General features: G+C 57.6%; 20 protein-coding genes. 14 read left to right on the plus strand and 6 right to left on the minus strand.

The annotated features are described in order from the left end of the window. Positions 1-126: 126 nt before the first annotated feature. The 6 genes from G392_RS0110100 (at position 127) to G392_RS0110125 (ending at position 4,763) form a co-directional block, all read left to right on the plus strand. Positions 127-474, plus strand: a complete 348-nt coding sequence (locus G392_RS0110100) for a hypothetical protein (protein WP_156900906.1) — start codon at positions 127-129, stop codon at positions 472-474. A gap of 113 nt (positions 475-587) precedes the next feature. Then, complete coding sequence (locus G392_RS13795) at positions 588-764, plus strand: hypothetical protein (RefSeq protein ID WP_156900907.1); 177 nt, start codon at positions 588-590, stop codon at positions 762-764. 30 nt (positions 765-794) lie between these two features. After that, on the plus strand, positions 795-1,067 hold the full coding sequence (locus G392_RS0110110) for a hypothetical protein (protein ID WP_027010114.1): 273 nt from the start codon (positions 795-797) through the stop codon (positions 1,065-1,067). Between the two features lie 319 nt (positions 1,068-1,386). After that, complete coding sequence (locus G392_RS0110115) at positions 1,387-3,348, plus strand: DNA topoisomerase IV subunit B (RefSeq protein ID WP_156900909.1); 1,962 nt, start codon at positions 1,387-1,389, stop codon at positions 3,346-3,348. Positions 3,349-3,557: 209 nt separating this feature from the next. Then, positions 3,558-4,118: a hypothetical protein gene (locus G392_RS0110120; protein ID WP_051255687.1), complete on the plus strand. Its 561-nt coding sequence runs from the start codon at positions 3,558-3,560 to the stop codon at positions 4,116-4,118. A 9-nt stretch (positions 4,119-4,127) separates the two neighbouring features. Further along, a complete protein-coding gene (locus G392_RS0110125) occupies positions 4,128-4,763 on the plus strand; it encodes a phosphoribosylanthranilate isomerase (protein ID WP_027010117.1) in 636 nt (211 codons plus the stop codon). Positions 4,764-5,079: 316 nt separating this feature from the next. Here the strand turns inward: G392_RS0110125 and dxs are convergent, their stop codons facing one another. Next, positions 5,080-6,972 (minus strand): 1-deoxy-D-xylulose-5-phosphate synthase, encoded by a 1,893-nt coding sequence (dxs, locus tag G392_RS0110130; RefSeq protein ID WP_156900910.1) that lies wholly within the window; start codon positions 6,970-6,972, stop codon positions 5,080-5,082. Between the two features lie 157 nt (positions 6,973-7,129). Next, a complete protein-coding gene (locus tag G392_RS12780) occupies positions 7,130-8,605 on the minus strand; it encodes a capsule assembly Wzi family protein (protein WP_051255688.1) in 1,476 nt (491 codons plus the stop codon). A 261-nt stretch (positions 8,606-8,866) separates the two neighbouring features. On the opposite strand from G392_RS12780, the gene waaA reads away from it, so the two are divergent. The 4 genes from waaA to speD are packed head-to-tail and all read left to right on the plus strand — an operon-like array spanning position 8,867 to position 12,311. Beyond that, positions 8,867-10,132, plus strand: coding sequence for a lipid IV(A) 3-deoxy-D-manno-octulosonic acid transferase (waaA, locus tag G392_RS0110145; protein WP_027010120.1), 1,266 nt, complete (start codon positions 8,867-8,869; stop codon positions 10,130-10,132). After that, positions 10,132-11,751, plus strand: coding sequence for an NAD(P)-binding protein (locus G392_RS0110150; RefSeq protein WP_027010121.1), 1,620 nt, complete (start codon positions 10,132-10,134; stop codon positions 11,749-11,751). Before waaA ends, G392_RS0110150 begins: the two co-directional genes overlap by 1 nt. Before the next feature lie 27 nt (positions 11,752-11,778). Continuing rightward, complete coding sequence (locus tag G392_RS13800) at positions 11,779-11,937, plus strand: hypothetical protein (protein WP_156900911.1); 159 nt, start codon at positions 11,779-11,781, stop codon at positions 11,935-11,937. Continuing rightward, positions 11,934-12,311, plus strand: coding sequence for an adenosylmethionine decarboxylase (speD, locus tag G392_RS12785; protein ID WP_051255689.1), 378 nt, complete (start codon positions 11,934-11,936; stop codon positions 12,309-12,311). Before G392_RS13800 ends, speD begins: the two co-directional genes overlap by 4 nt. A gap of 27 nt (positions 12,312-12,338) precedes the next feature. On the opposite strand, the gene G392_RS12790 is transcribed toward speD, so the two are convergent. The 3 genes from G392_RS12790 to G392_RS0110170 form a co-directional block, all read right to left on the minus strand. After that, on the minus strand, positions 12,339-13,034 hold the full coding sequence (locus G392_RS12790; RefSeq protein ID WP_051255690.1) for a PDDEXK family nuclease: 696 nt from the start codon (positions 13,032-13,034) through the stop codon (positions 12,339-12,341). Positions 13,035-13,098: 64 nt separating this feature from the next. Next, positions 13,099-13,323 carry a hypothetical protein gene (locus G392_RS14245; protein WP_051255691.1) on the minus strand — a complete coding sequence of 75 codons (225 nt, stop codon included), beginning with the start codon at positions 13,321-13,323 and terminating at the stop codon, positions 13,099-13,101. Between the two features lie 32 nt (positions 13,324-13,355). Next, complete coding sequence (locus G392_RS0110170) at positions 13,356-14,501, minus strand: ATP phosphoribosyltransferase regulatory subunit (protein WP_027010122.1); 1,146 nt, start codon at positions 14,499-14,501, stop codon at positions 13,356-13,358. Positions 14,502-14,768: 267 nt separating this feature from the next. On the opposite strand from G392_RS0110170, the gene G392_RS0110175 reads away from it, so the two are divergent. After that, entirely contained in the window at positions 14,769-15,938 is a 1,170-nt protein-coding gene (locus G392_RS0110175; protein WP_027010123.1) for a polyamine ABC transporter substrate-binding protein, read from the plus strand. 246 nt (positions 15,939-16,184) lie between these two features. Here G392_RS0110175 and ubiD read toward each other — a convergent pair whose 3' ends face one another. Next, positions 16,185-17,663: a 4-hydroxy-3-polyprenylbenzoate decarboxylase gene (gene ubiD, locus G392_RS0110180; RefSeq protein WP_027010124.1), complete on the minus strand. Its 1,479-nt coding sequence runs from the start codon at positions 17,661-17,663 to the stop codon at positions 16,185-16,187. Between the two features lie 179 nt (positions 17,664-17,842). On the opposite strand from ubiD, the gene G392_RS13805 reads away from it, so the two are divergent. The 3 genes from G392_RS13805 to G392_RS0110195 all read left to right on the plus strand — a co-directional run bounded on the left by G392_RS13805 (position 17,843) and on the right by G392_RS0110195 (position 21,519). Next, on the plus strand, positions 17,843-18,229 hold the full coding sequence (locus tag G392_RS13805) for a hypothetical protein (protein WP_156900912.1): 387 nt from the start codon (positions 17,843-17,845) through the stop codon (positions 18,227-18,229). Positions 18,230-18,443: 214 nt separating this feature from the next. Further along, positions 18,444-19,007: a DUF1877 family protein gene (locus tag G392_RS0110185; protein ID WP_027010125.1), complete on the plus strand. Its 564-nt coding sequence runs from the start codon at positions 18,444-18,446 to the stop codon at positions 19,005-19,007. Between the two features lie 259 nt (positions 19,008-19,266). Further along, positions 19,267-21,519 (plus strand): DNA internalization-related competence protein ComEC/Rec2, encoded by a 2,253-nt coding sequence (locus tag G392_RS0110195; protein WP_027010126.1) that lies wholly within the window; start codon positions 19,267-19,269, stop codon positions 21,517-21,519. Positions 21,520-21,658 lie beyond the last annotated feature (139 nt).

Here is a 21,658-nt window from a genome sequence, read left to right on the forward strand (position 1 = left end):
ATGAAAAAAATTTTATTTTCCATATTATTACTGCCACTTGCAGCACAATCTCAAGTGGTGATTACCGGCGGATTCCAGCCCGCTTGTCTCAAACGGGCTTATTCCGAAACAGGCAGTGCCGATTTGATGCGGTTTCAAATATTTGAAACCGAAAAGCTGCTTACTATTCACCCCGCATACTCGCCACCCGCCGGTATGCCGACCGTCCGCGCATGGTTGCTTGAGCAAGCGCGGCAGATTGTTGCCGATGCGCCCGTTGTGGTGCAGGCATCGCCGCCGCGCCCCGTCCCCCTGCCCGATATGTGGGACAAAGCCTGTCGCGACCGTGCCAAGCTGCTGATACAAACTTTGCGCGATGCGGCGGCGGAAAACCGCCGCCATATCGACCAACCAAACCATATTCCCTACGATATTGAAGGCTTTTTTGCCCATATGCACCACCCGAACGAACTGCAAAAAATGTTGGCGGAATAAGGAAACATGCCATGCACCGACAAACTGTTCCAATTGCCTTGTTGTGGCACAAGCAATTTCCATTAAAATAATACACATTCCAAAGAAATTTGATTCCCATGCATGGAGTGCAAATGAAAACAAAAATCTGCTTACTGTTTATCTGTTTGCCCATGCTGGCACACGCCCAATCCTGTGATTGGCGCAAGATTAATTTCACCCGACACAAATACCAAGATTTGATATTAAGTGCGCCCGACCAGCCGTTTTTTCCCGTTAGCGATATTATTGTCAATAAACAAGGCTTTTAGGTTAAACCATTGCATAGTAAATACAACCCTGTGCGTATTCGTGCTTTGGGCAAGAACCGTTACCGCTTTTATTTGAAAGAAAGCAAATTTGCCCTTGACTATGGCGGGTCTGCACAGGATAAAAATGCTGCCCAATACCGTTTGTTCAGGCGCGGCGGTTATTATACGCTGACCTTGTTTTACAATGGTTCTTGCCGTGAAGTGGCGTATGCGGAAATCAGCACCACGCTGACGGACGGTGGGAAAACGTACCGTTTGCAGCAAAAATTGACGGTGCAGCCGGATTTGGTACGTTATGGCTAGGGCGTGTCATCAATTAAAATTTTCTACTATAAATCATTAGAATACCAAAACGCCGTCATGCCCGCGAATGCGGGAATCCACTGCCTGATGTTTGTGAAGCAAGCTACACCTGTGCGGGCATGACGGTGCGGTGTTTTTTCGGTTCATTGATGACGCGCCCGAGAGTCGGCATCGCAAATACAGATGCCGTTTCTCTGCCGATTCTTGTTTTTGCGGGCAACTGTGCGCACGGTACGGCTCGCGGCGGCGGTGCGGGGCTGCTTGCAAGTCCGTTTTGCCGTAGAATACGCGGTTTCGTGCCAAAATGCCGACATTGCCGATGAAATCGAATTACTCCGAAGCCAGCATTCAAGTCCTCAAAGGGCTGGAACCCGTCAAACAGCGTCCGGGCATGTACACCCGCACCGACAGCCCCACCCACATCTGCCAAGAAGTCATCGACAACGCCGCCGATGAAGCGCTGGGCGGTTTTGCCGACACCATTGATGTGGAAATTCATGCCGATGGTTCGCTGTCGGTGCGCGACAACGGGCGCGGCATTCCGGTCGGCATGCACCCCGAAGAGAATATGCCGGTGGTGGAGCTGGTGTTCACCCGTCTGCACGCGGGCGGCAAGTTTGACAAACAATCGGGCGGCGGCGCGTATGCCTTTTCCGGCGGGTTGCACGGCGTGGGCGTGTCGGTTACCAATGCGCTGTCGCGGCGTTTGGAAGTTACGGTGCGGCGCGGCGGCAAAGTGTGGCGCATCGTGTTTGCCGATGGCGAAGTGATTGAACCTTTAAGCGAAATCGGGCGTTGTCCTGCCAAAGACACCGGCACGGAAGTGCGCGTTTATCCCGACCCGCGCTATTTTGACAGCCCCAACTACAATCTTGCCGAACTGGAACGCCTGCTCCGCGCCAAAGCCGTGCTGCTGCAAGGGCTGACCGTGCGGCTCACCCGCCCCGTCAAAGGGCTGCCTGAAACGCAAACATGGCATTATCCGGACGGTTTGCGCGGCTATTTGGACAGTTTGCTTACCAATGCCGAAGCCGCCGTCCCCGTATTTGCCGCCGAAAACTATCTTTCAGGCAGCCAGCACGACAACGCCGGCGAAGGCGCGGCGTTTGCGATAACGTGGCTGGAAGACGGCGCGGGCGCGGGCGAAAGCTACGTCAATCTCATTCCCACCCCCTTGGGCGGCACCCACGAAGCAGGCTTGCGCCAAGCCGCGTTCCACGCCGTGTCCAACTTCGTCCAACATCACGGGCTGCTGCCGCGCGGCGTGAAACTGCAAAGCGAAGACGTGTTCGCCCGCGCCGCATTCGTGCTGTCGGCGCGGCTGCTCGACCCGCAGTTTCAAGGACAAACCAAAGACAAACTCACCAGCCGCGATGCCCTGAAACTGGTGTCCGCCGCCTGCGCCGACCCGCTTGAACTGAGGCTCAACCAAAACGTCGCCTACGGCAAAAAAATCGCCGAACTCGCCATCAGCCAAGCGCAGGCGCGGCTGCGTTCCGCCAAAAAAATTGAAAAGAAAAAAAGCAGTGGCGTGGCGGTGCTGCCCGGCAAACTCACCGACTGCGAAAGCGAAGATATTCGCGAAAACGAATTGTTTTTGGTGGAAGGCGACTCGGCGGGCGGCTCGGCAAAACTCGCCCGCGACAAAGCCACCCAAGCCATTTTGCCCTTGCGCGGCAAAGTGTTGAACAGTTTTGAAGTGCACCGCGACCAGCTTTTCGGCAACGCGGAAATCCACGATATTGCCGTAGCGGTGGGCGTGGACCCGCACGGCGCGGACGATAATCCCGATTTGGGCGGTTTGCGCTACGGCAAAATCGCCATTTTGTCCGATGCCGATGTGGACGGGGCGCATATTCAGGTGCTGCTGCTGACGCTGTTTTACCGCCATTTCCCCAAACTGATTGAAAACGGGCATATTTTTGTGGCGCAACCGCCGCTTTTCCGCGTGGACGTGAACGCGCAGGGCAAGAAACGTCCCGCCCGCAAATTGTACGCGCTCGACCAAGCTGAGTTGGACGGTATCATCGCCAAACTGCACAAAGAGGGCGTAAAAGAAAACGCTTATTCCGTCAGCCGTTTCAAAGGCTTGGGCGAGATGAACCCCGACCAGCTCAAAGACACCGCCATGCACCCCGACACCCGCCGCCTGTTGCGGGTGGACATTGACCAAGTGGCGGACACCGAAGCGGTGTTTGTGAAACTGATGGGCAAGGGCGAAGCGGCGGCGCGGCGGGCGTGGATGGAAGCGGAGGGCGACCGTGTGGAAACCGATGTTTAGGGCGCGTTATTATTTAAATCTTTCTATTGAAAATCAGCATGGTAGAAAAATGCCGTCATTCCCGCGAATCACGGGCAGGGTTTTATCGGTCAATTGATGACACGCTAGGGTGCATCATTATTTTTGTTTTTTCACTGAAAATCAGTGTTGTATAAAAATTGCCGTCATGCACGCGCAGGCGAAAACGACGGCACAGTAAAGGAATTTTGATGAACATCAGCCAATTACTTAACGATGCGGGGCAGGTGCTGCGTTTGCGCTACCGTGCCGCCGCCGAATACCGCTATCCTTTGCCCGTATGTTTGGCGGTGCTGGTGGCGGTGGGTGCGGTGCAAACGCCCGGTGCCGTGCCGATTTTCGGCGGCGGCGATGCAACCGCAGCGTTTATTATTTTGCTGTCGGTGCTGCGCTGCATCTTGCTGGCAAAAACCATGTCGGCGGTACTGCATTATTTCGGCAGCGAAAAACTGCCCCTGTTCGGCTACTGCGTTCTGACCGAAGCGCTGATTTTGCCGTCCGTGCTGATTTTTTACCTGCCCGAAAGTTTCGCGCCCGTATTTGTGTTTTGGTCGGCGTGGACGTTTTGGGTGCAGTGCATCGGCTTTTACCATTTGGGCAAACAAGGCGTGTTCAAAATCCTGCTCGGCTACCTTGCCTACCTGCTGGCAAGCCTGTTTGCCGGCGCATTGCTGCTGTCGCTGTTTGTCGGCATGCAATGGTTTGATTTGGCGGTGTTGCAGGAAAATTTGAAAAACTTTGGCGCATTGTAAGGAACAGCCATGCAACAACACATCCGCATCAAAATTTGCGGCATCACCCGCCCCGAAGACGCGGTTTGCGCCGCCCGCTTTGGCGCGGACGCGGTCGGTTTGGTGTTTTACCACGCCAGCAAACGCCGCGTACTGCCGCCACAGGCAGCCGAAATCGTGTCCGCGCTGCCGCCCTTTGTCGGCACGGTGGGCTTGTTCGTCAATGAATCCGCCGAACGCATCGGCGACATACTCGCGCAAGTGCCTTTGGATGTTTTGCAGTTTCACGGCGACGAAACGCCCGAATTTTGCCGCCAATTCCGCCGCCCCTATCTGAAAGCCGTGCGGGTGCGCCATGCAGACGACGTTTGCCGCGCCCTGCGCGATTACGCCGATGCGCGGGGCGTGCTGCTGGACGCGCACGTTGCCGGCGAATACGGCGGCACGGGGCAGTGTTTCGATTGGTCGCTGCTGCCGCAGGATTTGGCGGGCAATTGGATTTTGTCGGGCGGGCTGAATCCGCACAACATCACCGCCGCACTGGCGCAAACCGGTGCGGCGGCGGTGGACGTGTCCAGTGGCGTGGAAGCGGCGGCAGGCATCAAATGCCCGCACAAAATGGCAGACTTTATCGCCCGATGCCGTCAGGCGCATCATCGGCTTTGACGCCCTTGCTCGGGGTGTGCCGTCATTTAAATTTTTCACTGAAAATCAGTGAAATACAAAAATTTCCGTCATGCCCGCGAATGCGGGAATCCACTGCCCGATGACCTGCAAGCCATGTTTTATCCAAGTTTGTTTGAAGTTATGGTCGGATTCCCGTCTGCGCGGGAAGGACGACACCGTACTTTTCCAGTCAATTGATGACACGCACCCAAAGGAAAGGCATGCCCGCCGGATTTGCGAACGGCAGCGCACCGTTCACCAATCATTGCGGCGGGTTTGTGCTGTTGATGATTTTGGTTTTATTGCACAATTTACTTCACACGTCCTGCCAAGCGCGTACCCGTTGTTCCAAGCCTGCCGCGCACAAATCCATTTCCGCCAACAATTTATCCGCATCGCCGTGTCCGGTTACGGTGTCGGGAATGCCCAGCAGCAATACGGGTTTGACGATATTCATCTGCGCCAAAGCCTCCAGCACCGCGCCGCCCGCGCCGCCCGCCGCCGCGTTTTCTTCCACGCAAACGAGATAATCGTGTTCCCGCGCCAGTTGTGCCAATAAATCAAGGTCTAACGGTTTGACAAAACGCATGTCCGCCACGCTTGCGTCCAGATTTTCCGCCGCCGCCAATGCGGGCGCGACCATGCTGCCGAAAGCGACAAATGCGGTGTTGCCCGCGCCTTTGCGCCGCAACACGCCTTTGCCCACCGGTACGGTGTCGAGGCTGTCTGAAACCGCCGCGCCCCTGCCCGCACCGCGAGGATAACGCACGGCTGTCGGCACGTCCAATGCGTAACACGTTGATAATAAAAGTCGGCATTCGTTTTCATCGGACGGCGCGGCGATGACCATATTCGGCACGCAGCGCAAAAAGCTCAAATCATACGCGCCCGCGTGGGTGGGCCCGTCCGCGCCGACAATCCCCGCACGGTCAATCGCAAACAGCACGGGCAGGTTTTGCAGGGCAACGTCGTGGACAAGCTGGTCGTAGGCGCGTTGCAGAAAGGTGGAGTAAATGGCGACCACAGGTTTGACGCCGCAGCACGCCAAGCCCGCCGCAAAAGTTACCGCGTGTTGCTCGGCGATGCCGACATCAAAATAGCGTTCGGGGAATTGTTGTTCAAATTCAACCAGTCCGCTTCCTTCGCGCATGGCGGGGGTAATCGCAACCAGCCGTTTGTCGGCGCGGGCTTGCTCAATCAGCCAGCGTCCGAAAATCTGGGTGTAGGTGGGGCGCGGTGCGGCGGCGGGCTTGGCGGGCTCGGCAGACGGGGTTTTGCCGATGGCGTGGTATTTGACGGGGTCATTTTCCGCCAATTTGTAGCCTTGTCCTTTTTTGGTAATCACATGAAGCAGTTGCGGGCCTTTGCGCTGCTTGAGTTCGCGCAGGATGTGGACGAGTTCGGTAACGTTGTGGCCGTCCACCGCGCCGGTGTAGGCGAAGCCGAAGTTTTCAAACAGCGACAGCGATTGTTTGACGTGTTCGCTTTCGTTGGCAACGGTTTTGAGTTTTTGTTCGGCTTTTTCCGCCAAGTCTTTGACGGCGGTTGGCAGCAGTTTGTCCAAAATGGGGGCGGACTGGTGTTTGATGTTGTGCAGCACGCCGCGCATTTCGCCGTGTACCACGCGCCGCGCCAGATATTTGGGCAGTGCGCCGACATTGGGGGAGATGGACATTTCGTTGTCGTTGAGAATCACCAGCAAATCAATGTCCATGTCGCCGGCATTATTCAGAGCTTCAAAGGCTTGTCCGGCGGTCATGGCGCCGTCGCCGATAATGGCGACGCTGCGGGCGGGGCTGCCTGAAAGTTTGTCGGCCACCGCCATGCCCAGCGCCGCGCCGATGGAGGTGGACGAGTGTCCCACGCCGAAATCGTCATACTCGCTTTCGCCGCGCTTGGGAAAGCCCGCCAAGCCGCCGTATTGGCGCATGGTGTGCATGCGGTGTTTGCGCCCCGTGAGGATTTTGTGCGGGTAGCTTTGGTGTCCCACGTCCCACACCAGATGGTCGCGCGGGGTGTCGTACACATAATGCAGGGCAATGGTCAGCTCCACCGCGCCGAGATTGCTGGCAAAATGTCCGCCCGTTTTGCCCACGCTTTCCAATAAAAATTGGCGCAGTTCGGCGGCCAGTTGCGGCAGTTGGTCGGGGGCGAGCGCGCGCAGGTCGGCGGGCAGGTTGACGGTGTCGAGCAGGGGCGTGTCCATGATGTTTGTTGTGGGGCGTTGGTAACGGCGGGATTATAACGCAGGCACGGCGCAATGGGCAGCCGCAAAAAAGCCGTCCCGCAGCAAACGGCACGGCATGGCAGTGTGGTCGTCATGCCTGCTTGTGCGGACATGACGGAATCTTTTTACTGATTTGATTTTAAAAAGACAAGCTGGTTTTTACGCCCACGCCCGATTGCACCTTGCCCTGTTCGGGCTTGGCATACCAGCCGTTTGCGCCCACACGCATGTTCATGCGGTTTTTGGTATTGACATCGCCCTCCCACGCCACAGACGCACCCTGTACCGATGTTTGTTGGTCTTTGTTTTTGCGTACGGTTTGCGCGTGCATCAGCTTGCCGCCGAAGTGGTGGGTTTTAAACCATTTTTTGTTGTCGTTGTGGAACACGCTGGAGTTGATGCCCAGCACCACCGAGCGCACGTCGCCGCCCAAAGGGTGTCCCAAAGGCAGGTTTTGTTGGTAGTAGCCGTCCTGATAGAGGTGGTGGCGGTAGGTTACGCCAACCAGCTTGCCGAATTTGGTGCTGGTGTCCGCGCCTTCCAAATGCCAGTTGAGCGTTTGTTGTTCGGAAACTTTGTGGCTGCCGTCAATCCCCGCCAAAAAGAAGTTTTTGGACGGCATTTTGTTGGCTTCGTCTTCGCCAATCATTTGCCCGTACACGGATACGGGTGCACCCACCAAGGGTTGTAATTTCAGTTTGACGTCAAAGCCAGCCAGTTGGTTGCCCGGCTCTTTGCGGCGTTCTTCGGCGGTGTAAGTATTGTCGCCACGCGCAAGAATCGCGTTGCCCAAGGCTTTCCAGTTTTGCGGACGGCCTTGTCCGCCCCATTGTGCGGTGCGCGATAAGCCCAAATCGAGATAGTCGGTGGGCGACAGGGTAACGCGCATGCCCATCAGCTTGGTGTGGCGGGGCGAGCGCATGTTTTCTTTGTCGAGCTGTTGTCCGACAAACATTTGGTAGTTCCATTTGCCCAGCCATGAGAGCCATTTGCTTTGGAAGGGTTTTTGTACGCCGCGTTGCAGGTTGAGGGCGACAAAGGGGCGGGCGGAATCGCCCAAAATCAAGCTGCCTTCGTGGGCGGGCCCCCAGTAGCGCGATTGCTGTCCCAAGCTCAACCATTGGTTGCCGATTTTCAAGCCGGCATAGGTTTCGGACAAATCCAAATGGCTGTTGCGCCCCAAGGTGTCGCCGCCGACGCCCGCCGCTTGGACGTTCAGGTCGAATTTTTCCGTGCCGAAGTGTCCGCCCGCCGCCACGCCGTATTGGTCGCGGGGCTGGTTCATGCCGATGGGCAGCAGGGGGCGTTCGCCACGGTTTTGCGCGGTGATGTGCGCCGACAGTTTCAGGCGGTTGTTGTCGGCATCGATGTATTGGCGCACTTTTTGGACGATTTCCGCATCATTGACGGTGGCGGGTTGGGCGTTGTCGAGTGCGTGGCGGATTTCATCGGCGCTCAAGGGCCAGGTGGAGAGGTTGATTTTGATGATGTTGCGGTTGGCAAGCCAGTTAAGGTCTTCGTGCAGGCGGACGTTGGTGGGGATGAGTTGTTGTGCGGAAGCTGCCGAAGCGGCAAGTGCGAGTGCGGCCAGCAGGGCGCGGAGGTGGCTTTTCATGTGTGTGTACCGGAGTGGTTGTTGTGTTTTTCGGACAAGGGTGTGCCGAAGCGTGCGCACTGTAAGCGGTTTTCCCGCAGCCGACAAGCGGCTACACGGTAAAAAAAACGTAAACGAAGTTTTGTTTTGTTTTGTTTTGTTTTGTTTTGTTTTGTTTTGTTTTGTTTTGTTTTGTAAATTATTCTGTAATGCGCCGTGCGGATTTGTCAAGTTTTTTTACAAAAACGGCGTGCGGGAAAAAATCGGTTAAAATGGGGCATGATGATTCGCCATTTGTACAATGCTCTTTGGTATCCCGCCGCGCCTTTGTTGCGCCGTTATCTGCGCCGCCGCGCCCGTGCCGCGCCCGCTTATGCGGAACATTGGGGCGAACGCTTCGGTGCGGCGCACCCGCAGCCTGTGCGTGATGCTTTGTGGATTCATGCGGTGTCGGTGGGGGAAACGCGGGCGGCGCAGCCTTTGGCGGCGGCGTTGCGGCGGTATTTTCCCGATGCGCCGTTGCTGCTCACGCAGATGACGCCGACCGGACGGGCAACGGCGCAAGCCTTGTTCCCGCACGCGCAATGCCGTTATCTGCCCTATGACCGTGAGGATTGGGTGCGCCGTTTTGTGGCGGAACACCGTCCGCGTGTGGGGATTTTGATGGAAACGGAGCTGTGGCCGAATCTGATGCACGCGTGTGCGGCTGCGGGCGTGCCGCTTTTTTTGGCGAATGCGCGTTTGTCGGCGCGTTCGCAGCGCGGTTATGCGCGTATCGGGGCGTTGCTGCGTCCTGCCCTTGCCACTTTGGCGGGCTGTTACGCGCAAAGCGAAGCGGACGAGGCGCGTTTGCGCGACATCGGCGTGTTGCGGACGGCGGTGGCGGGCAACACCAAATTCGATATTGCTCCGCCCGATGCGGCGTATGCGTTGGCACAAACCTTTCGCCAACGCATCGGCGCACGCAGGGTGCTGGTGGCGGGCAGCACGCGCCACACCGAAACCTATGACGAGGCGGCGGAAATTTTGCGGGCGTGGCGGCAATATGCCGCGCCGCAGGATTTGTTGGTGGTCGTGCCGCGCCACCCCGAGCGTTTTGACGCGGTATGCGAAACGGCAGCGCAACTGGGTTTGCCGGTGCAACGGCGCAGCGACCATGCGCCCGTGTGCGCCGGCACGCGGGTGTGGGTGGGCGACAGCATGGGGGAATTGTTTGCCTATTATTTGGCGGCAGATGTGGTGTTTGTCGGCGGCAGCTTGGCAGACACGGGCTGCCAGAACATCATCGAGCCGCTCGCTTGCGGCAAAGCGGTGTTGTTCGGCACTTCCACCTACAATTTTCAAGACGCTTGCGACAAGGCACTGGCGGCGGGCGCGGCGCGGCAAATCGGCAGTGCGGCGGAATTGGTGCAAACCGCCGCCGCATGGCTGGACAATCCCGAAAGCTGCGCCCCGATGCGGGCAAACGCCGCCGCTTTTGTTGCCGCGCATCAAGGTGCGGCAGACCGCACCGCCGCCGCCATCGCCCGAGCGGTCGGAGCAGGGTGATGCAACGCAGGGATTTTCTTGCCGCCACGTTGGCATTGGGCGCGGGCGTGCCCGCCGCATGGCTGGGCTACCGCCACCTGAACCGTCCGCCAAGCATCAGCCTGAACAAAGTCGGCTTGCCGCTCGCCCACCTGCTGCGGGACGGCGCACTGCACCAAGCCCCGCAATCGCAACACCGTTGCCGCGTATTGATTTTGGGCGGCGGCGTGGCGGGCTTGAGTGCCGCTTGGCAACTGGCGCGGCGCGGCCGTCGCGATTTCGTTTTGGCAGAAGGCTTCGAGCGCAACGGCAACGCCGCCGCCTTTCATGCCGGTGCGGACTTGACTGCCCCCACAGGCGCACACTACCTTGCCCAGCCGTCTGCCGAAAGCACCGCCGTGCGCGATATGCTCGCCGACTTGGGCATCATGGCACAAAACGGCGCACAGCCGCGCTACCGCGACACCGATTTGGTACACGCCCCCGCCGAACGCCTGTGGTATCGCGGACAATGGCACGACGGCTTGCTGCCCGACAACCCCGATTCGCGCCGTTTTCTGCGCTTGGTTGCCAAGCTCAAACAGGCGCGTGGCGCAGACGGGCGCAAAGCCTTTGCCATACCGATTGTCGAATCGTCTGCCGATGAGGCGTGGCGGCGTTTGGACACCGACACCTTTGCCGCATGGCTCGGGCGCAACCGCTTCAAGCACCCCGATTTGCTGCATTATTTGGACTACTGCTGCCGCGACGACTACGGTCAGGGCATTGCCCGAGTGTCCGCATTTGCGGGCTTGCACTACTTCGCCGCCCGCGCCAACCCCAACGATGCGGTACTCACTTGGCAGGACGGCTTGAACCACCTTGCCGAAAAGCTGCGCCGCCGCATCGGTTTACGCGAGCTGCCGCATTTTCCCGCAGGCACGCATTGGCACGGCAACCCGCCCGCCGCGTGCGCCGCCGTTGCCCTTGCCGTGCGCGAACACGAACGCGGGGTAACGGTAACACTGCGCCACACCGCATCGGGGCAGACGGTGGCGGTGGAAGCGGAACGGGTGGTGTGCGCCATGCCGCTTCTGATGGCCGCCCGCATCATCGCCGGTGCGCCGCGCTACGGCTTTGGCGGCACCCTGCCCGAATACGCGCCTTGGCTGGTGGGCAATTTCGTGCTGCACCGTTTCCCGCAGGAAGCGGGCAAAAGCGAACTGGCATGGGACAATGTGGTACACGGCTCGTCCGGCTTGGGCTATGTGGTTGCCACACATCAGCTTATCCGCGCCGCCAAGCCCGCGCACACCGTGTTTACCGCCTACCGCGCCATGAACGGTGATACCCCCGCAAACATGCGCCGCCGTCTGCTCGATGCCGATGCCCAAGCCCTGATTGAACCCGCCGCCGCCGATTTGCTGACCGTATACGGCAAAGCCTTTTGGCAATGCGTTTCGCACATCGATTTGACCGTCCGCGCCCACGCCATGACCGTGCCGCAGCCGGGGTATCTGCACCGTGCCGATTTGACCGCGCTGCGGGCGCACCGCTCGCGCATCGTGTTTGCCCACAGCGATTTGAGCGGCTATTCGGTGTTTGAAGAAGCGGCGTATTGGGGGGTGCGGGCGGCAGACGCGGTGCTGGATTCGCTGTAAAATCCCGTCAAACAAAGGAACATCATCATGCATAAAGCCGTTTATTTGTGTATTGCCGTCTTTGCCATCGCCTTGGGGACGCTGTTTAACTATGGTCTGCTGGTGGACGATGATGACGGCGGTTCGCGCAGCCATGGCGGTGGTGGCGCGTTTATCGGCGGCGGCTTCGGCGGCGGACACAAGTGAACCGGCACGGCTTGTTGGACGCCTACGGCTGTCCGCCCGACCTGCTGCGCGATGCTTCCGCCCTGCAAACCGTCTTGCAAACGGCGGCGCAAGCGGCGGGCGCAACCGTCCTGTGGGCGCACTTTCACACCTTTGGCGGCGCGGGCGGCGTAACCGGCGTATTGCTGCTGGCGGAATCGCACATCAGCATTCATACTTGGCCCGAACACGGCTTTGCGGCTGCCGATGTGTTTGTGTGCGGGCAACTGCGCCTGCACGCGGCGCGGCGCATACTCGAGCAGTCCCTGCGCCCGCAGCACAGCGAATGGACGGAACACGGGCGCGGCGCGTTTGCCCCAAGTCGGGGCGTGCCGTCAGTAGAAAAGTTTAATTAGATGACACATTCTGGAAAGTGAAGGGCATCAAATCACGTCCCGCAAATACGCTGCCAGCGTTTGCGGCGTAACGAAAACCAAGCCATACATCGCCCGCAGCGATTTGGCTTGGTTTTCGTCAATGTCGGTAACCAGCAGCAGAAAACGGTCGGCGGCGATGCCCAAACGTTTGCGCAAATTCAAATATTTGTCCAGTTCGCGGCGGTATTCGCCGCTTTTGCATTCAATCACGAGCGGTTCGCGCCCCGCCGCCAGAAACACCACGTCCAATTCGTGCAAATCTTGGTTGTGGAAACGGATTTTGACGGAACGGGCGCAGGAAAAGCCGTATTGTTTGCCGCGCTTGGCGGCGTGTTCCAGCAGCACGCCCAAAGCAAACCATTCCAGCCAGCCGCCTTGGAAAAACTGGCGTACGGGCGCGGCGTTTTGCAGTTTCAGATGCAGCAGTTTGTCGGTTTTTTGGTAGCGGTAGCCGGAAAACAGGGTGTGGCTGTAAAACTCGCGGCAGATGCGGTTGAGGTTTTGCGCGTCTTTTTGGCTGTATTTTTTCAAATCAAAATTCACGCCGCTATGTTTGTTGTGGTATGCCCAAGCAATTTTGCCGATGATGTCTTGAAACAGGTCGTGGTGTTTGCCGATGGCGGCGGCGGCTTCGTCATAATAGCCGCTCATGTCCACCGCGCCGTAGTCAAATTCGGCGCGGATGTTTTTTGGGCAAACCATGTTTTCAAGGCTTGGTGCTGCGCGGCGGTGGTGAGGGTGTCGGTGTTTGAAAATTTTATGTTGTTCAATGGGTTATTGCAATTTTTCGGGGGGGTACGCCGTCTGCAGACGCTTCGCGCAGCACGTCCAGCTCGCGCAGGGCGGCGGTGTAGCGGGCGAGAATCTGGTTGATGAAGTGGACGGCATCGTAAAGTTTGGTTTCGCCGCCGCATCGGGCGCAATGTCCCGCACCGGCGGGCGCGGTATGTTCGCCCAAGTGTTTGCAATGGGGGCAACGGTAAATGCTCATGTTTTGTTTCCTTGTTTGGATTGATAAAGTCTTCAGTCTGCCCGCACCACCCATTCGCCGTTTTCGCACCGCAAACGCCCCTGCCTTGCGCCGCCGTTGTCGGGCAGCCCGTAGTCCACCACCACGCACACGCCTTCGCCGCGCAAACGTTCGATTTCGCGGCGGGCGGCGGCAAGGTCGGTGTGGGCAACGGCAACGGTTTGCGGTGTGCCGTCCGACAATTCGCCGGCAAAACGGCGCAAATCGAAGCTGAAGCCCGTTGCCGGACGCGCCCGTCCGAAATACGCGCCCAAGCCGTCATAGCGTCCGCCCCGCGCCACCGCATCGTGGTGTTCGCGGGTGTAGGCGGCGTAGAGCAAACCCGTGTGGTAGTGGTCCACGCGCACTTCCGCCAAATCGATGTGCAGGTCTTGCTCGGGGAAGGATTGGCAGATTTGTTCCAGCTCGTCAATGGCTTGGGAGACGGCTGCCAGTTGCGGCAAACGTTGGCGGGCGTGGCGCGGCACGTCGCGTCCGCCGTACAATTCCGTCAGTGCGGCAAAGGCTTGCGCCCAAATGTTGTCCAAACGCCATTCGGCGGCAAGCGCGGCAACGGCGGCGCGGTCTTTGTTTTGCAATTGCGCCAACAGGCTGTGGCTTTGGGCTTGGTCGAGCGCGGCGGCGCGGGCAAGGGCGCGGAAAATGCCGATGTGTCCCAATGCCAGCATCACCGGTTCGTGGCACACCAATGCCAATGATTTCAACATCAAATCAATCAGCTCGATGTCGGCAGCCAAATCCGCGCAGCCGTACAGCTCCGCGCCTGTTTGAAACGGCTCGCGGGTGGTGAGGAAACCGTCGGGCTTGGCGTGCAGCACGGGCGCGGCGTAACACAGGCGGTTGATGCCCTGATTGGCGGCGAGCAGGTGGGCGTCGATGCGGGCAACCTGCGGGGTGATGTCGGCGCGAATGCCCAACTGCCTGCCGCTAATCGGGTCGAGCAGGCGTATGGTTTTTAACGACAAACCTTGGTCGATATGGGTCAGCAGCGCATCGCCGTATTCCAAAAGCGGCGGATAAACAGGCTCGTAGCCGTGCAGACGGAACAGTGCCAATATGCTTTGTTTGCGCTCTTCGAGATGGCGGGCGCGGCGGGGCAGAATGTCGGCGATGTGTTCGGGAAGCTGCCAAGTTTGCATCATGGGGTTTCCTTGTGGTGAATGGTGGTGCGGCAGGCGCGTTTACATTTTGCGGGGCAGACTTTAACACAATTTGCCGCAACGTGGCAGCTTGGGCGCGGTTTGAAAAACTTTACACTTTTTTCGTTAAGAAATCGCGGCTTCGGTCTTGCATCGGCGGCGGATTTTTCGTTTAATCGCGCCTGCCGTCCAAGCGTGTTTTGGGACTCGGTGTGTTCCGAACGGCAAATCAGGTATCTTGTTTGAACAATAAAAGGAAGTGATTCAATGAACACAAAAAATCTGCTTGCCTGCACCCTTGCCGCCCTGTTTGCTGCCGCTTGCGGCGGTGGCGGACAACAACAAAGCGGCGAAGCCCAAACGCCCGCCGCTTCCGGCAGCAGCCCCGCACCCGCCGCCCTGCCCGCCACCGCCGAACTGAACATCTACAACTGGTCGGACTACGTAGACCCCGCCACCGTTGCCGCCTTCGGCAAAGAAAACGGCGTGAAAGTCAATGAAGCCTTTTACGACAGCAACGAAGTATTGGAAGCCAAAATCCTGACCGGCAAATCGGGCTTTGACTTGGTTGCCCCGTCCATTTCCAACGTCGGCCGCCAAATCAAAGCGGGCGCATACCAGCCCATCGACAAAAGCCAAATCCCCAACTACAACAACCTCGACCCCGAAATGCTGAAAATGATGGAGCAGGTCGACCCCGGCAACAAATACGCCGTACCGTATTTCTGGGGCATCAACACCCTTGCCATCAACACCGCCCAAGTGGCAAAAGCACTGGGCAGCGACCAACTGCCCGAAAACGAATGGGACTTGGTATTCAAACCCGAATACACCTCCAAACTCAAAAGCTGCGGCATCAGCTTCATCGACAGCCCCGTAGAGCAATTTCCGCTCGCGCTCAAATACTTGGGCAAAGACCCCAACAGCGAAAAGCCCGAAGACTTGGAAGCGGCGGCCGCACTGATGAAAACCGTGCGCGGCGACATCAAACGCTTCAGCTCGTCCGGCTACATTGACAACATCGCCAAAGGCGAATTGTGCGTTGCCATCGGCTACGGCGGCGACCTGAACATCGCCAAACGCCGTGCCAAAGAATCGGGCGGCAACATCGACATCGCCGTACTCACCCCGAAAACCGGCGTGGGCGTATGGATTGACTCGTTCATGATTCCCAAAGACGCGAAAAACGTTGCCAACGCGCACAAATACATCAACCACACCCTGAACCCCAAAGTGGCGGCGCAAAACGGCGATTTTGTTACCTACGCGCCCGGCGCCAAACAGGCACGCGAACTGATGAAGCCCGAATTTTCGCAAGACCCGTCCATCTTCCCCAGCGAGCAAACCCGTGCCAACAGCTTTGTGATTCTGCCCAAATCGCCCGAAGCGATTAAGCTGCAAACCAAGCTGTGGCAGGGCTTGAAAGCGGGCAAGTAGGCAGAGCGCGTTTTCTACTGAAAATCAACATAATACAAAAATACCGTCATTCCCGCGCAGGCGGGAATCCAATGCCCGATGCTTGGCAAGCCATGTTGTATCAAGGTTTGTCGTGCTTCGACTTGGATTCCCGCCTGCGCGGGAACGACGGTGTGGTGTTTTTTCAGTCAATTGATGACACGCCTAGTATGCAAAACACCGTTATTCCCGCAAACGCAGGAATGACGGTGCTTTATGGTGCTGCGTTCACAATCCCAATTTATCCCACATTTCATCAACCTGCTTCACCGTTGCCGCATCGCGCTCAATCACGCGCCCCCATTCGCGCTGCGTTTCGCCCGCCCATTTGTGGGTCGCGTCCAAGCCCATTTTTCCGCCCAAACCGCTCACGGGACTGGCAAAATCCAAATAATCAATCGGCGTGTTTTCCATCAAAACCGTGTCGCGCACGGGATCCATGCGCGTGGTTACCGCCCAAATCACTTCTTTCCAGTCGCGGCAGTCAATATCATCGTCCACCACAATGATGAATTTGGTGTACATAAACTGGCGCAAAAACGACCAACAGCCCATCATCACCCGTTTGGCGTGTCCCGCATACTGTTTTTTAATGGAAACCACCGCCATGCGGTAGGAACAGCCTTCGGGCGGCAGGTAAAAATCCACAATTTCGGGAAACTGTTTTTGCAGCAAAGGCACAAACACTTCGTTTAACGCCACGCCCAACACCGCCGGTTCGTCAGGCGGTTTGCCGGTGTAGGTGCTGTGGTAAATCGGATTTTCGCGCATGGTGATGCGTTCCACCGTCAGCACGGGGAAACGGTCTTGCTCGTTGTAATAGCCGGTGTGGTCGCCGTAGGGCCCTTCCAGCGCGGTTTCATCGGGGTGAATCACGCCTTCCAACACGATTTCGGCGCGGGCGGGAACGTGCAAATCGTTGCCGATGCACTTTACCAACTCCGTCCGCGCCCCGCGCAGCAAGCCCGCAAACTGGTATTCGCTCAAAGTGTCGGGAACGGGCGTTACCGCGCCGAGAATGGTGGCAGGGTCGCAGCCCAACACCACCGCAACGGGATAAGGCGTGTCGGGGTGCAATTTCTTGTGCGCCTGAAAATCCAATGCGCCGCCGCGATGCGCCAGCCAGCGCATAATCAATTTATTTTTGCCGATAAGCTGTTGGCGGTAAATACCTAAATTTTGACGTTTTTTGTGCGGGCCGCGCGTAACGGTCAAACCCCAAGTAATCAAAGGCGCAACGTCGCCCGCCCAGCAATGTTGAATCGGCAGGCGGGTCAAATCCACGTTTTCCCCTTCCCAAACAATTTGTTGGCAAGGCGCGTTTTTGACGATGTTCGGCGACATGCTCCAAATGTCCTTCAGCAAAGGCAGTTTGGCAAACGCGTCTTTGATGCCTTTGGGCGGTTCGGGTTCTTTCAGGTAGGCGAGCGTTTGACCGATTTCGCGCAGTTTGGCGGGGCTGTCCGCGCCCATGCCCGCCGCCACCCGCGCGGTCGTGCCGAACAGGTTGGCGAGGACGGGAAATTCGTAGCGCGTGCCGTCTTGCCGCACCGCGTTTTCAAACAACAACGCCGCGTCGCCCTGCCGCAATACGCGGTCGGCGATTTCGGTCATCTGCAAATGCGGGGAAACGGGCGCGGCGATGCGTTTGAGTTCGCCCTGTTGTTCCAATTGGGCGATAAATTCTCGTAAATCTTTGTATTTCATTTAAATTATTTTATAAATTTTGTGTGAATACTTAATTTTAACAAAGGTATTGAGTTATGTGTTTCTTGATTTTTATTTATAAATAAATCATATATTTAAAATTTTTCTTTAAAAAAATCTTGACAAGGATGCAGGGGGGGTAAATTTTCGAAAAATTTCGTAAATACATGGAGATGATTATGAAAAAATTGAAGCAATTTAACCGTGCATTGTTGGCGGCAGTATGGGTTTTTGCTTGTGTTGCACCTGCTGGAGCAAAGAGCTACCGTCAAACAAATCAAAGTGGCATTATTTCTTGTGCATTTGAACCAAAAAATAATGAAGTTAAATTTAAAATTAAGTGGGGTAGTTATTTAAAAACATTGAGTGGAGAAAACAAATCGGGTGGCAAGGTTATTTTTAATTTTATGGATTATGATGGCGCAGGATTAACACTTTATATTTATCCTGATAAAGGTAGTGTTATAGATTGTCATAGAAATTTATCTCTTAGTCAGTTAGAAGAAAAGTATGGGGGTAATAGTCCTATAGAAATTTTTACTTGCGGACGGAATAAGAGTTGTTGAGAAATTAGCAGTTATCTGTGCCATAAATGAATATTTAAGTTTTTTAAAAGTCCCTATATTTACCAGTATGGGGACTTTTAATTACTAGAAAGTTAGAAATTTTTAAATTTAACTATATATTTAAGTATTGATTAATTTCAATCTGATATGGATGGACTTGACAGGCGTTGTGGTTTACACTTGTGCCGTTCCGTTTGAGAGAAGGGGAAAATACATGACGAATCTTGTTTATACCGCTTATCCCGAAGCCGATTTGCGCGAAATCGCCGATACGCTCAACGGCCGGCGCGGCAGCAAGGACGATGTGTTGCACCGTTTCGGTCTGCCCGATGAGGGCAGCCGCCGCCATTTGAAAGTGCCGCAGCTTTGGCGCGTGTTGCAAGCGGTGTTTACCGGTGCCGACACGCCCGACAACGATAAGCTGATTGCCGCGATAGACGGCGTGGAATATTTGGACGGCTGGAGCGACATGGGCGCGGCGTACATCGGTGCGGCAGACACGGCAGACATTGCCCGTGTGTTGGCGCAGGTGGATTTCGACAGCCGTTGGCAGGTGTTTGCCCAATCGCTCAAGCAGTCGGCGGAAGGGGTATCGGAAAGCGATTTGGCGGCGTTTGACGAAGCCTTCCGTTTGCAGGGCAGCGAAGAATTTGAAGCTTGCGATGCGCCGGAGCGTGTGGCGGAAATGCGGGACTGGTTCGGCAAGTTGTGCGCTTTTTACCGTGATGCGGCGGCAGAGGGCTGCGGGGTGATTGTGTCGTTTGCGGCGCACGTTTAGGGCGTGTCATCAATTGCTTTGCAAAGCGGTTTTTCAAGCAAAAATCCGCAGATGCAAGGCGAAAATCCGCGCAAGGTCGGACACCTTGCAGGGATTTTCAACACGGCAGGTGCGGATTTTAGCTGAAAATACCGCCGCATAAGTAAATGACGACACGCCCTAAAGCATGATGTGAAGGTTGGCTTGTAACGGCAGGTCGGGTGTGTTTGCCCGACCTGCTTTCGGTTTTGCGGCTTGATGATGACAAGGTGGTGCGGATATGTGGCGCAGATGTGTGTTGCCGGCATTTTGTGCGGGCGCGGTGGCGGCGTTTTTTCTGCCCGTGCGCGGCAGTTGGACGGTGTGGGCGGGGTTGTGGTTTGCGGCGGCGGCGGGTTCGGCATGGGCGTTTTACGCGGGGCGGCGGACGGGTTTGGCGGTGATGTTGGGGCTGTTTTGTGCGGTGTCGGGCATGGTGTATGCTTTGTGGCGCACGCAGCTTGCTTTGGACGCGCAATGGGCGGTGGCGCAGTCGCCGCAGTCGGTGCAATTGGATATTCGGGTGCGCGGTTTGCCCGAGCGTGCCGACAAAAGCAGCCGTTTTGTTGCCGATGCGCGGACGGAAGACGGGCGCGAATACCGTTTGTTGTTTTACGATTATTCGGGGCGGGTGTGGCAAACGGGCGAGCGTTGGCGGGTGCGGGCAAGGGTGCGTGCGCCTTTGGGCATGCGTAATCCGGCGGGATTTGACCGCGAAGCGTGGGCATTGGCAAACGGCATTGACGGTTTGGCATCGTTGGGAAAGGAGCGTACGGCGTTGCCCTCCGGTGCGTGGGCGTGGGCAGACATCGGGCATTGGCGGGCGAAAATCGCGGCGGCGTGGCGGCGCACCGGTGCGGGCGTGTCCAACGGGGCGGGTTTGATGCGGGCGTTGTCGGTGGGCGACCGTTCGGGCTTGCCGCACGATGTGTGGGCGGCGTTCCGTCCTTTGGGCTTGAACCATTTGGTGAGCATTTCGGGTTTGCACATTTCGATGGTGGCGGTGATGGCGGGTTTGCTGTGCCGTTGGCTGATGCGGCGGCTGCGGCGCGTGCCGGCGCGACCGCGTTTGTGGCAGTTGGGCGCGGGCGTGGCGGCGGCGGCAGTGTACACGGGTTTGGCGGGCTTTGAGATTCCCGCCCTGCGCAGCCTGTTGATGCTGTGCGTGTTTGCATGGGCATGGGCGCGGCGCGGCACGCAAACGGCGTGGCAGGTGTGGTGGACGGCGTTGGCGGGCGTGCTGCTGCTGCAACCTGCGGCGGTACTGACGGCGGGCTTTTGGTTGTCGTTCGGCTTGGTGGCAACGCTGTTGTGGACATTGGCAAACCGCTTGCCCGAACACAAATGGTGGCAGGCGGTGCGCGGACAATGGGCGGCGACTTTGGTGGGGGGTATCGGTGCGGCGCATTTTTTCGGCACTTTGCCCGTGTTCAGCCTGCCCGTGAACGCGGTGGCGATTCCCTTGTTTTCGTGGGTGCTGGTGCCGGTGGCGTTGTTGTCGTCGGTGTCGCCGTTTGATTTTGTGCGCGACTGGGCGGCGGTGTTGGGCGAATGGGTCAGCACGGCATTGCTGTGGCTGGGGGCGCGTTTGCCCGACATGGCACTGGCACAAGCACCTGCGCCGGTATTGCTGACGGCATTGGCGGGCGCATTTTTGCTGCTGCTGCCGCAGGGCGGAAGATGGCGGCCGTTGGCGTGTTGTGCCATCGCCGTGTTTTTGCTCTACCGCCCGCCCGCACCGCAAGCCCCTTTGACCGTGCGCGTGTGGGACGTGGGACAAGGCCTGTCGGTACTGCTGCAAACCCCGTCCCAAAACGTCCTGTTCGACACCGGCACGCCCGCCGCCGCCGAAATGGCACTGCTGCCCAACCTGCGCGCCTTGGGCATCGGTAAACTCGATGCCCTGATATTGTCGCACCACGACGACGACCACGACGGCGGCTATCCCGCCCTTGCCAAAGCCCTGAAAATCAAAAAACTGTGGGCAGGTCAGCCCGAACACTATCCCCAAGCGCGGGCGCAGCATTGCGCGGACGGCACCCGTTGGCAAAGCGGCGGCACCGTCTTTGAATTTCTCACCCCGCCGCCCGCCGCCAACGCCAAAGACAACGAAAAAAGCTGCGTACTGCGCGTGATTGCCAACGGACGCGCCATCTTGATTACCGGCGACTTGGGCGTGGCGGGCGAACGCGCCATAATGGCAAAATACGGCAGCGCACTCTACAGCAACGTGCTGGTGTTGGGGCATCACGGCAGCAAAACCTCGACAGCCGAAGCATTTTTGGACACGGTCGAGCCGGAAACCGCCATCGCCGCCAACGGCTTTGCCAACGCCTTCCGCCACCCCCACCCCGAAGTGGTTGCCAGACTTGAAGCACGGCAAATCGAACTGCTGCGTACCGACCACGACGGCGCGGCGGTGCTGGTGTTTGGTGCGGACGGCATCGGGCGTGTGGCGCACCCCCGCAAATGGTGGCAGCGCAAGCCCTTGTAGCAAAAAAATTCGGGCAGCCCGCGCACACCTGCACAAGCTGCCCGAATCATCGCGCTTGGGTCGTATGGTTTTCCATACGGCGTTGGCTTGCCTTGCCGTATTATCCATACTGTCTGCGGCTTGCCGCCTTGTCTGAAAA

The sequence above is a fragment of the Conchiformibius kuhniae DSM 17694 genome, assembly GCF_000428785.1.
GTDB classification, from domain to species: domain Bacteria; phylum Pseudomonadota; class Gammaproteobacteria; order Burkholderiales; family Neisseriaceae; genus Conchiformibius; species Conchiformibius kuhniae.

What these genes read in the sequence shown, in the direction of transcription:
- G392_RS0110100 (WP_156900906.1), top strand. Translation starts at nt 127, where the DNA reads ATGCGGTTTCAAATATTTGAAACCGAAAAGCTGCTTACTATTCACCCC.
- G392_RS13795 (WP_156900907.1), top strand. Translation starts at nt 588, where the DNA reads ATGAAAACAAAAATCTGCTTACTGTTTATCTGTTTGCCCATGCTGGCA.
- G392_RS0110115 (WP_156900909.1), top strand. Translation starts at nt 1,387, where the DNA reads ATGAAATCGAATTACTCCGAAGCCAGCATTCAAGTCCTCAAAGGGCTG.
- G392_RS0110120 (WP_051255687.1), top strand. Translation starts at nt 3,558, where the DNA reads ATGAACATCAGCCAATTACTTAACGATGCGGGGCAGGTGCTGCGTTTG.
- G392_RS0110125 (WP_027010117.1), top strand. Translation starts at nt 4,128, where the DNA reads ATGCAACAACACATCCGCATCAAAATTTGCGGCATCACCCGCCCCGAA.
- G392_RS12780 (WP_051255688.1), bottom strand. Translation starts at nt 8,605, where the DNA reads ATGAAAAGCCACCTCCGCGCCCTGCTGGCCGCACTCGCACTTGCCGCT.
- waaA (WP_027010120.1), top strand. Translation starts at nt 8,867, where the DNA reads ATGATTCGCCATTTGTACAATGCTCTTTGGTATCCCGCCGCGCCTTTG.
- G392_RS0110150 (WP_027010121.1), top strand. Translation starts at nt 10,132, where the DNA reads ATGCAACGCAGGGATTTTCTTGCCGCCACGTTGGCATTGGGCGCGGGC.
- G392_RS13800 (WP_156900911.1), top strand. Translation starts at nt 11,779, where the DNA reads ATGCATAAAGCCGTTTATTTGTGTATTGCCGTCTTTGCCATCGCCTTG.
- G392_RS12790 (WP_051255690.1), bottom strand. Translation starts at nt 13,034, where the DNA reads ATGGTTTGCCCAAAAAACATCCGCGCCGAATTTGACTACGGCGCGGTG.
- G392_RS14245 (WP_051255691.1), bottom strand. Translation starts at nt 13,323, where the DNA reads ATGAGCATTTACCGTTGCCCCCATTGCAAACACTTGGGCGAACATACC.
- G392_RS0110170 (WP_027010122.1), bottom strand. Translation starts at nt 14,501, where the DNA reads ATGCAAACTTGGCAGCTTCCCGAACACATCGCCGACATTCTGCCCCGC.
- G392_RS0110175 (WP_027010123.1), top strand. Translation starts at nt 14,769, where the DNA reads ATGAACACAAAAAATCTGCTTGCCTGCACCCTTGCCGCCCTGTTTGCT.
- ubiD (WP_027010124.1), bottom strand. Translation starts at nt 17,663, where the DNA reads ATGAAATACAAAGATTTACGAGAATTTATCGCCCAATTGGAACAACAG.
- G392_RS13805 (WP_156900912.1), top strand. Translation starts at nt 17,843, where the DNA reads ATGAAAAAATTGAAGCAATTTAACCGTGCATTGTTGGCGGCAGTATGG.
- G392_RS0110185 (WP_027010125.1), top strand. Translation starts at nt 18,444, where the DNA reads ATGACGAATCTTGTTTATACCGCTTATCCCGAAGCCGATTTGCGCGAA.
- G392_RS0110195 (WP_027010126.1), top strand. Translation starts at nt 19,267, where the DNA reads ATGTGGCGCAGATGTGTGTTGCCGGCATTTTGTGCGGGCGCGGTGGCG.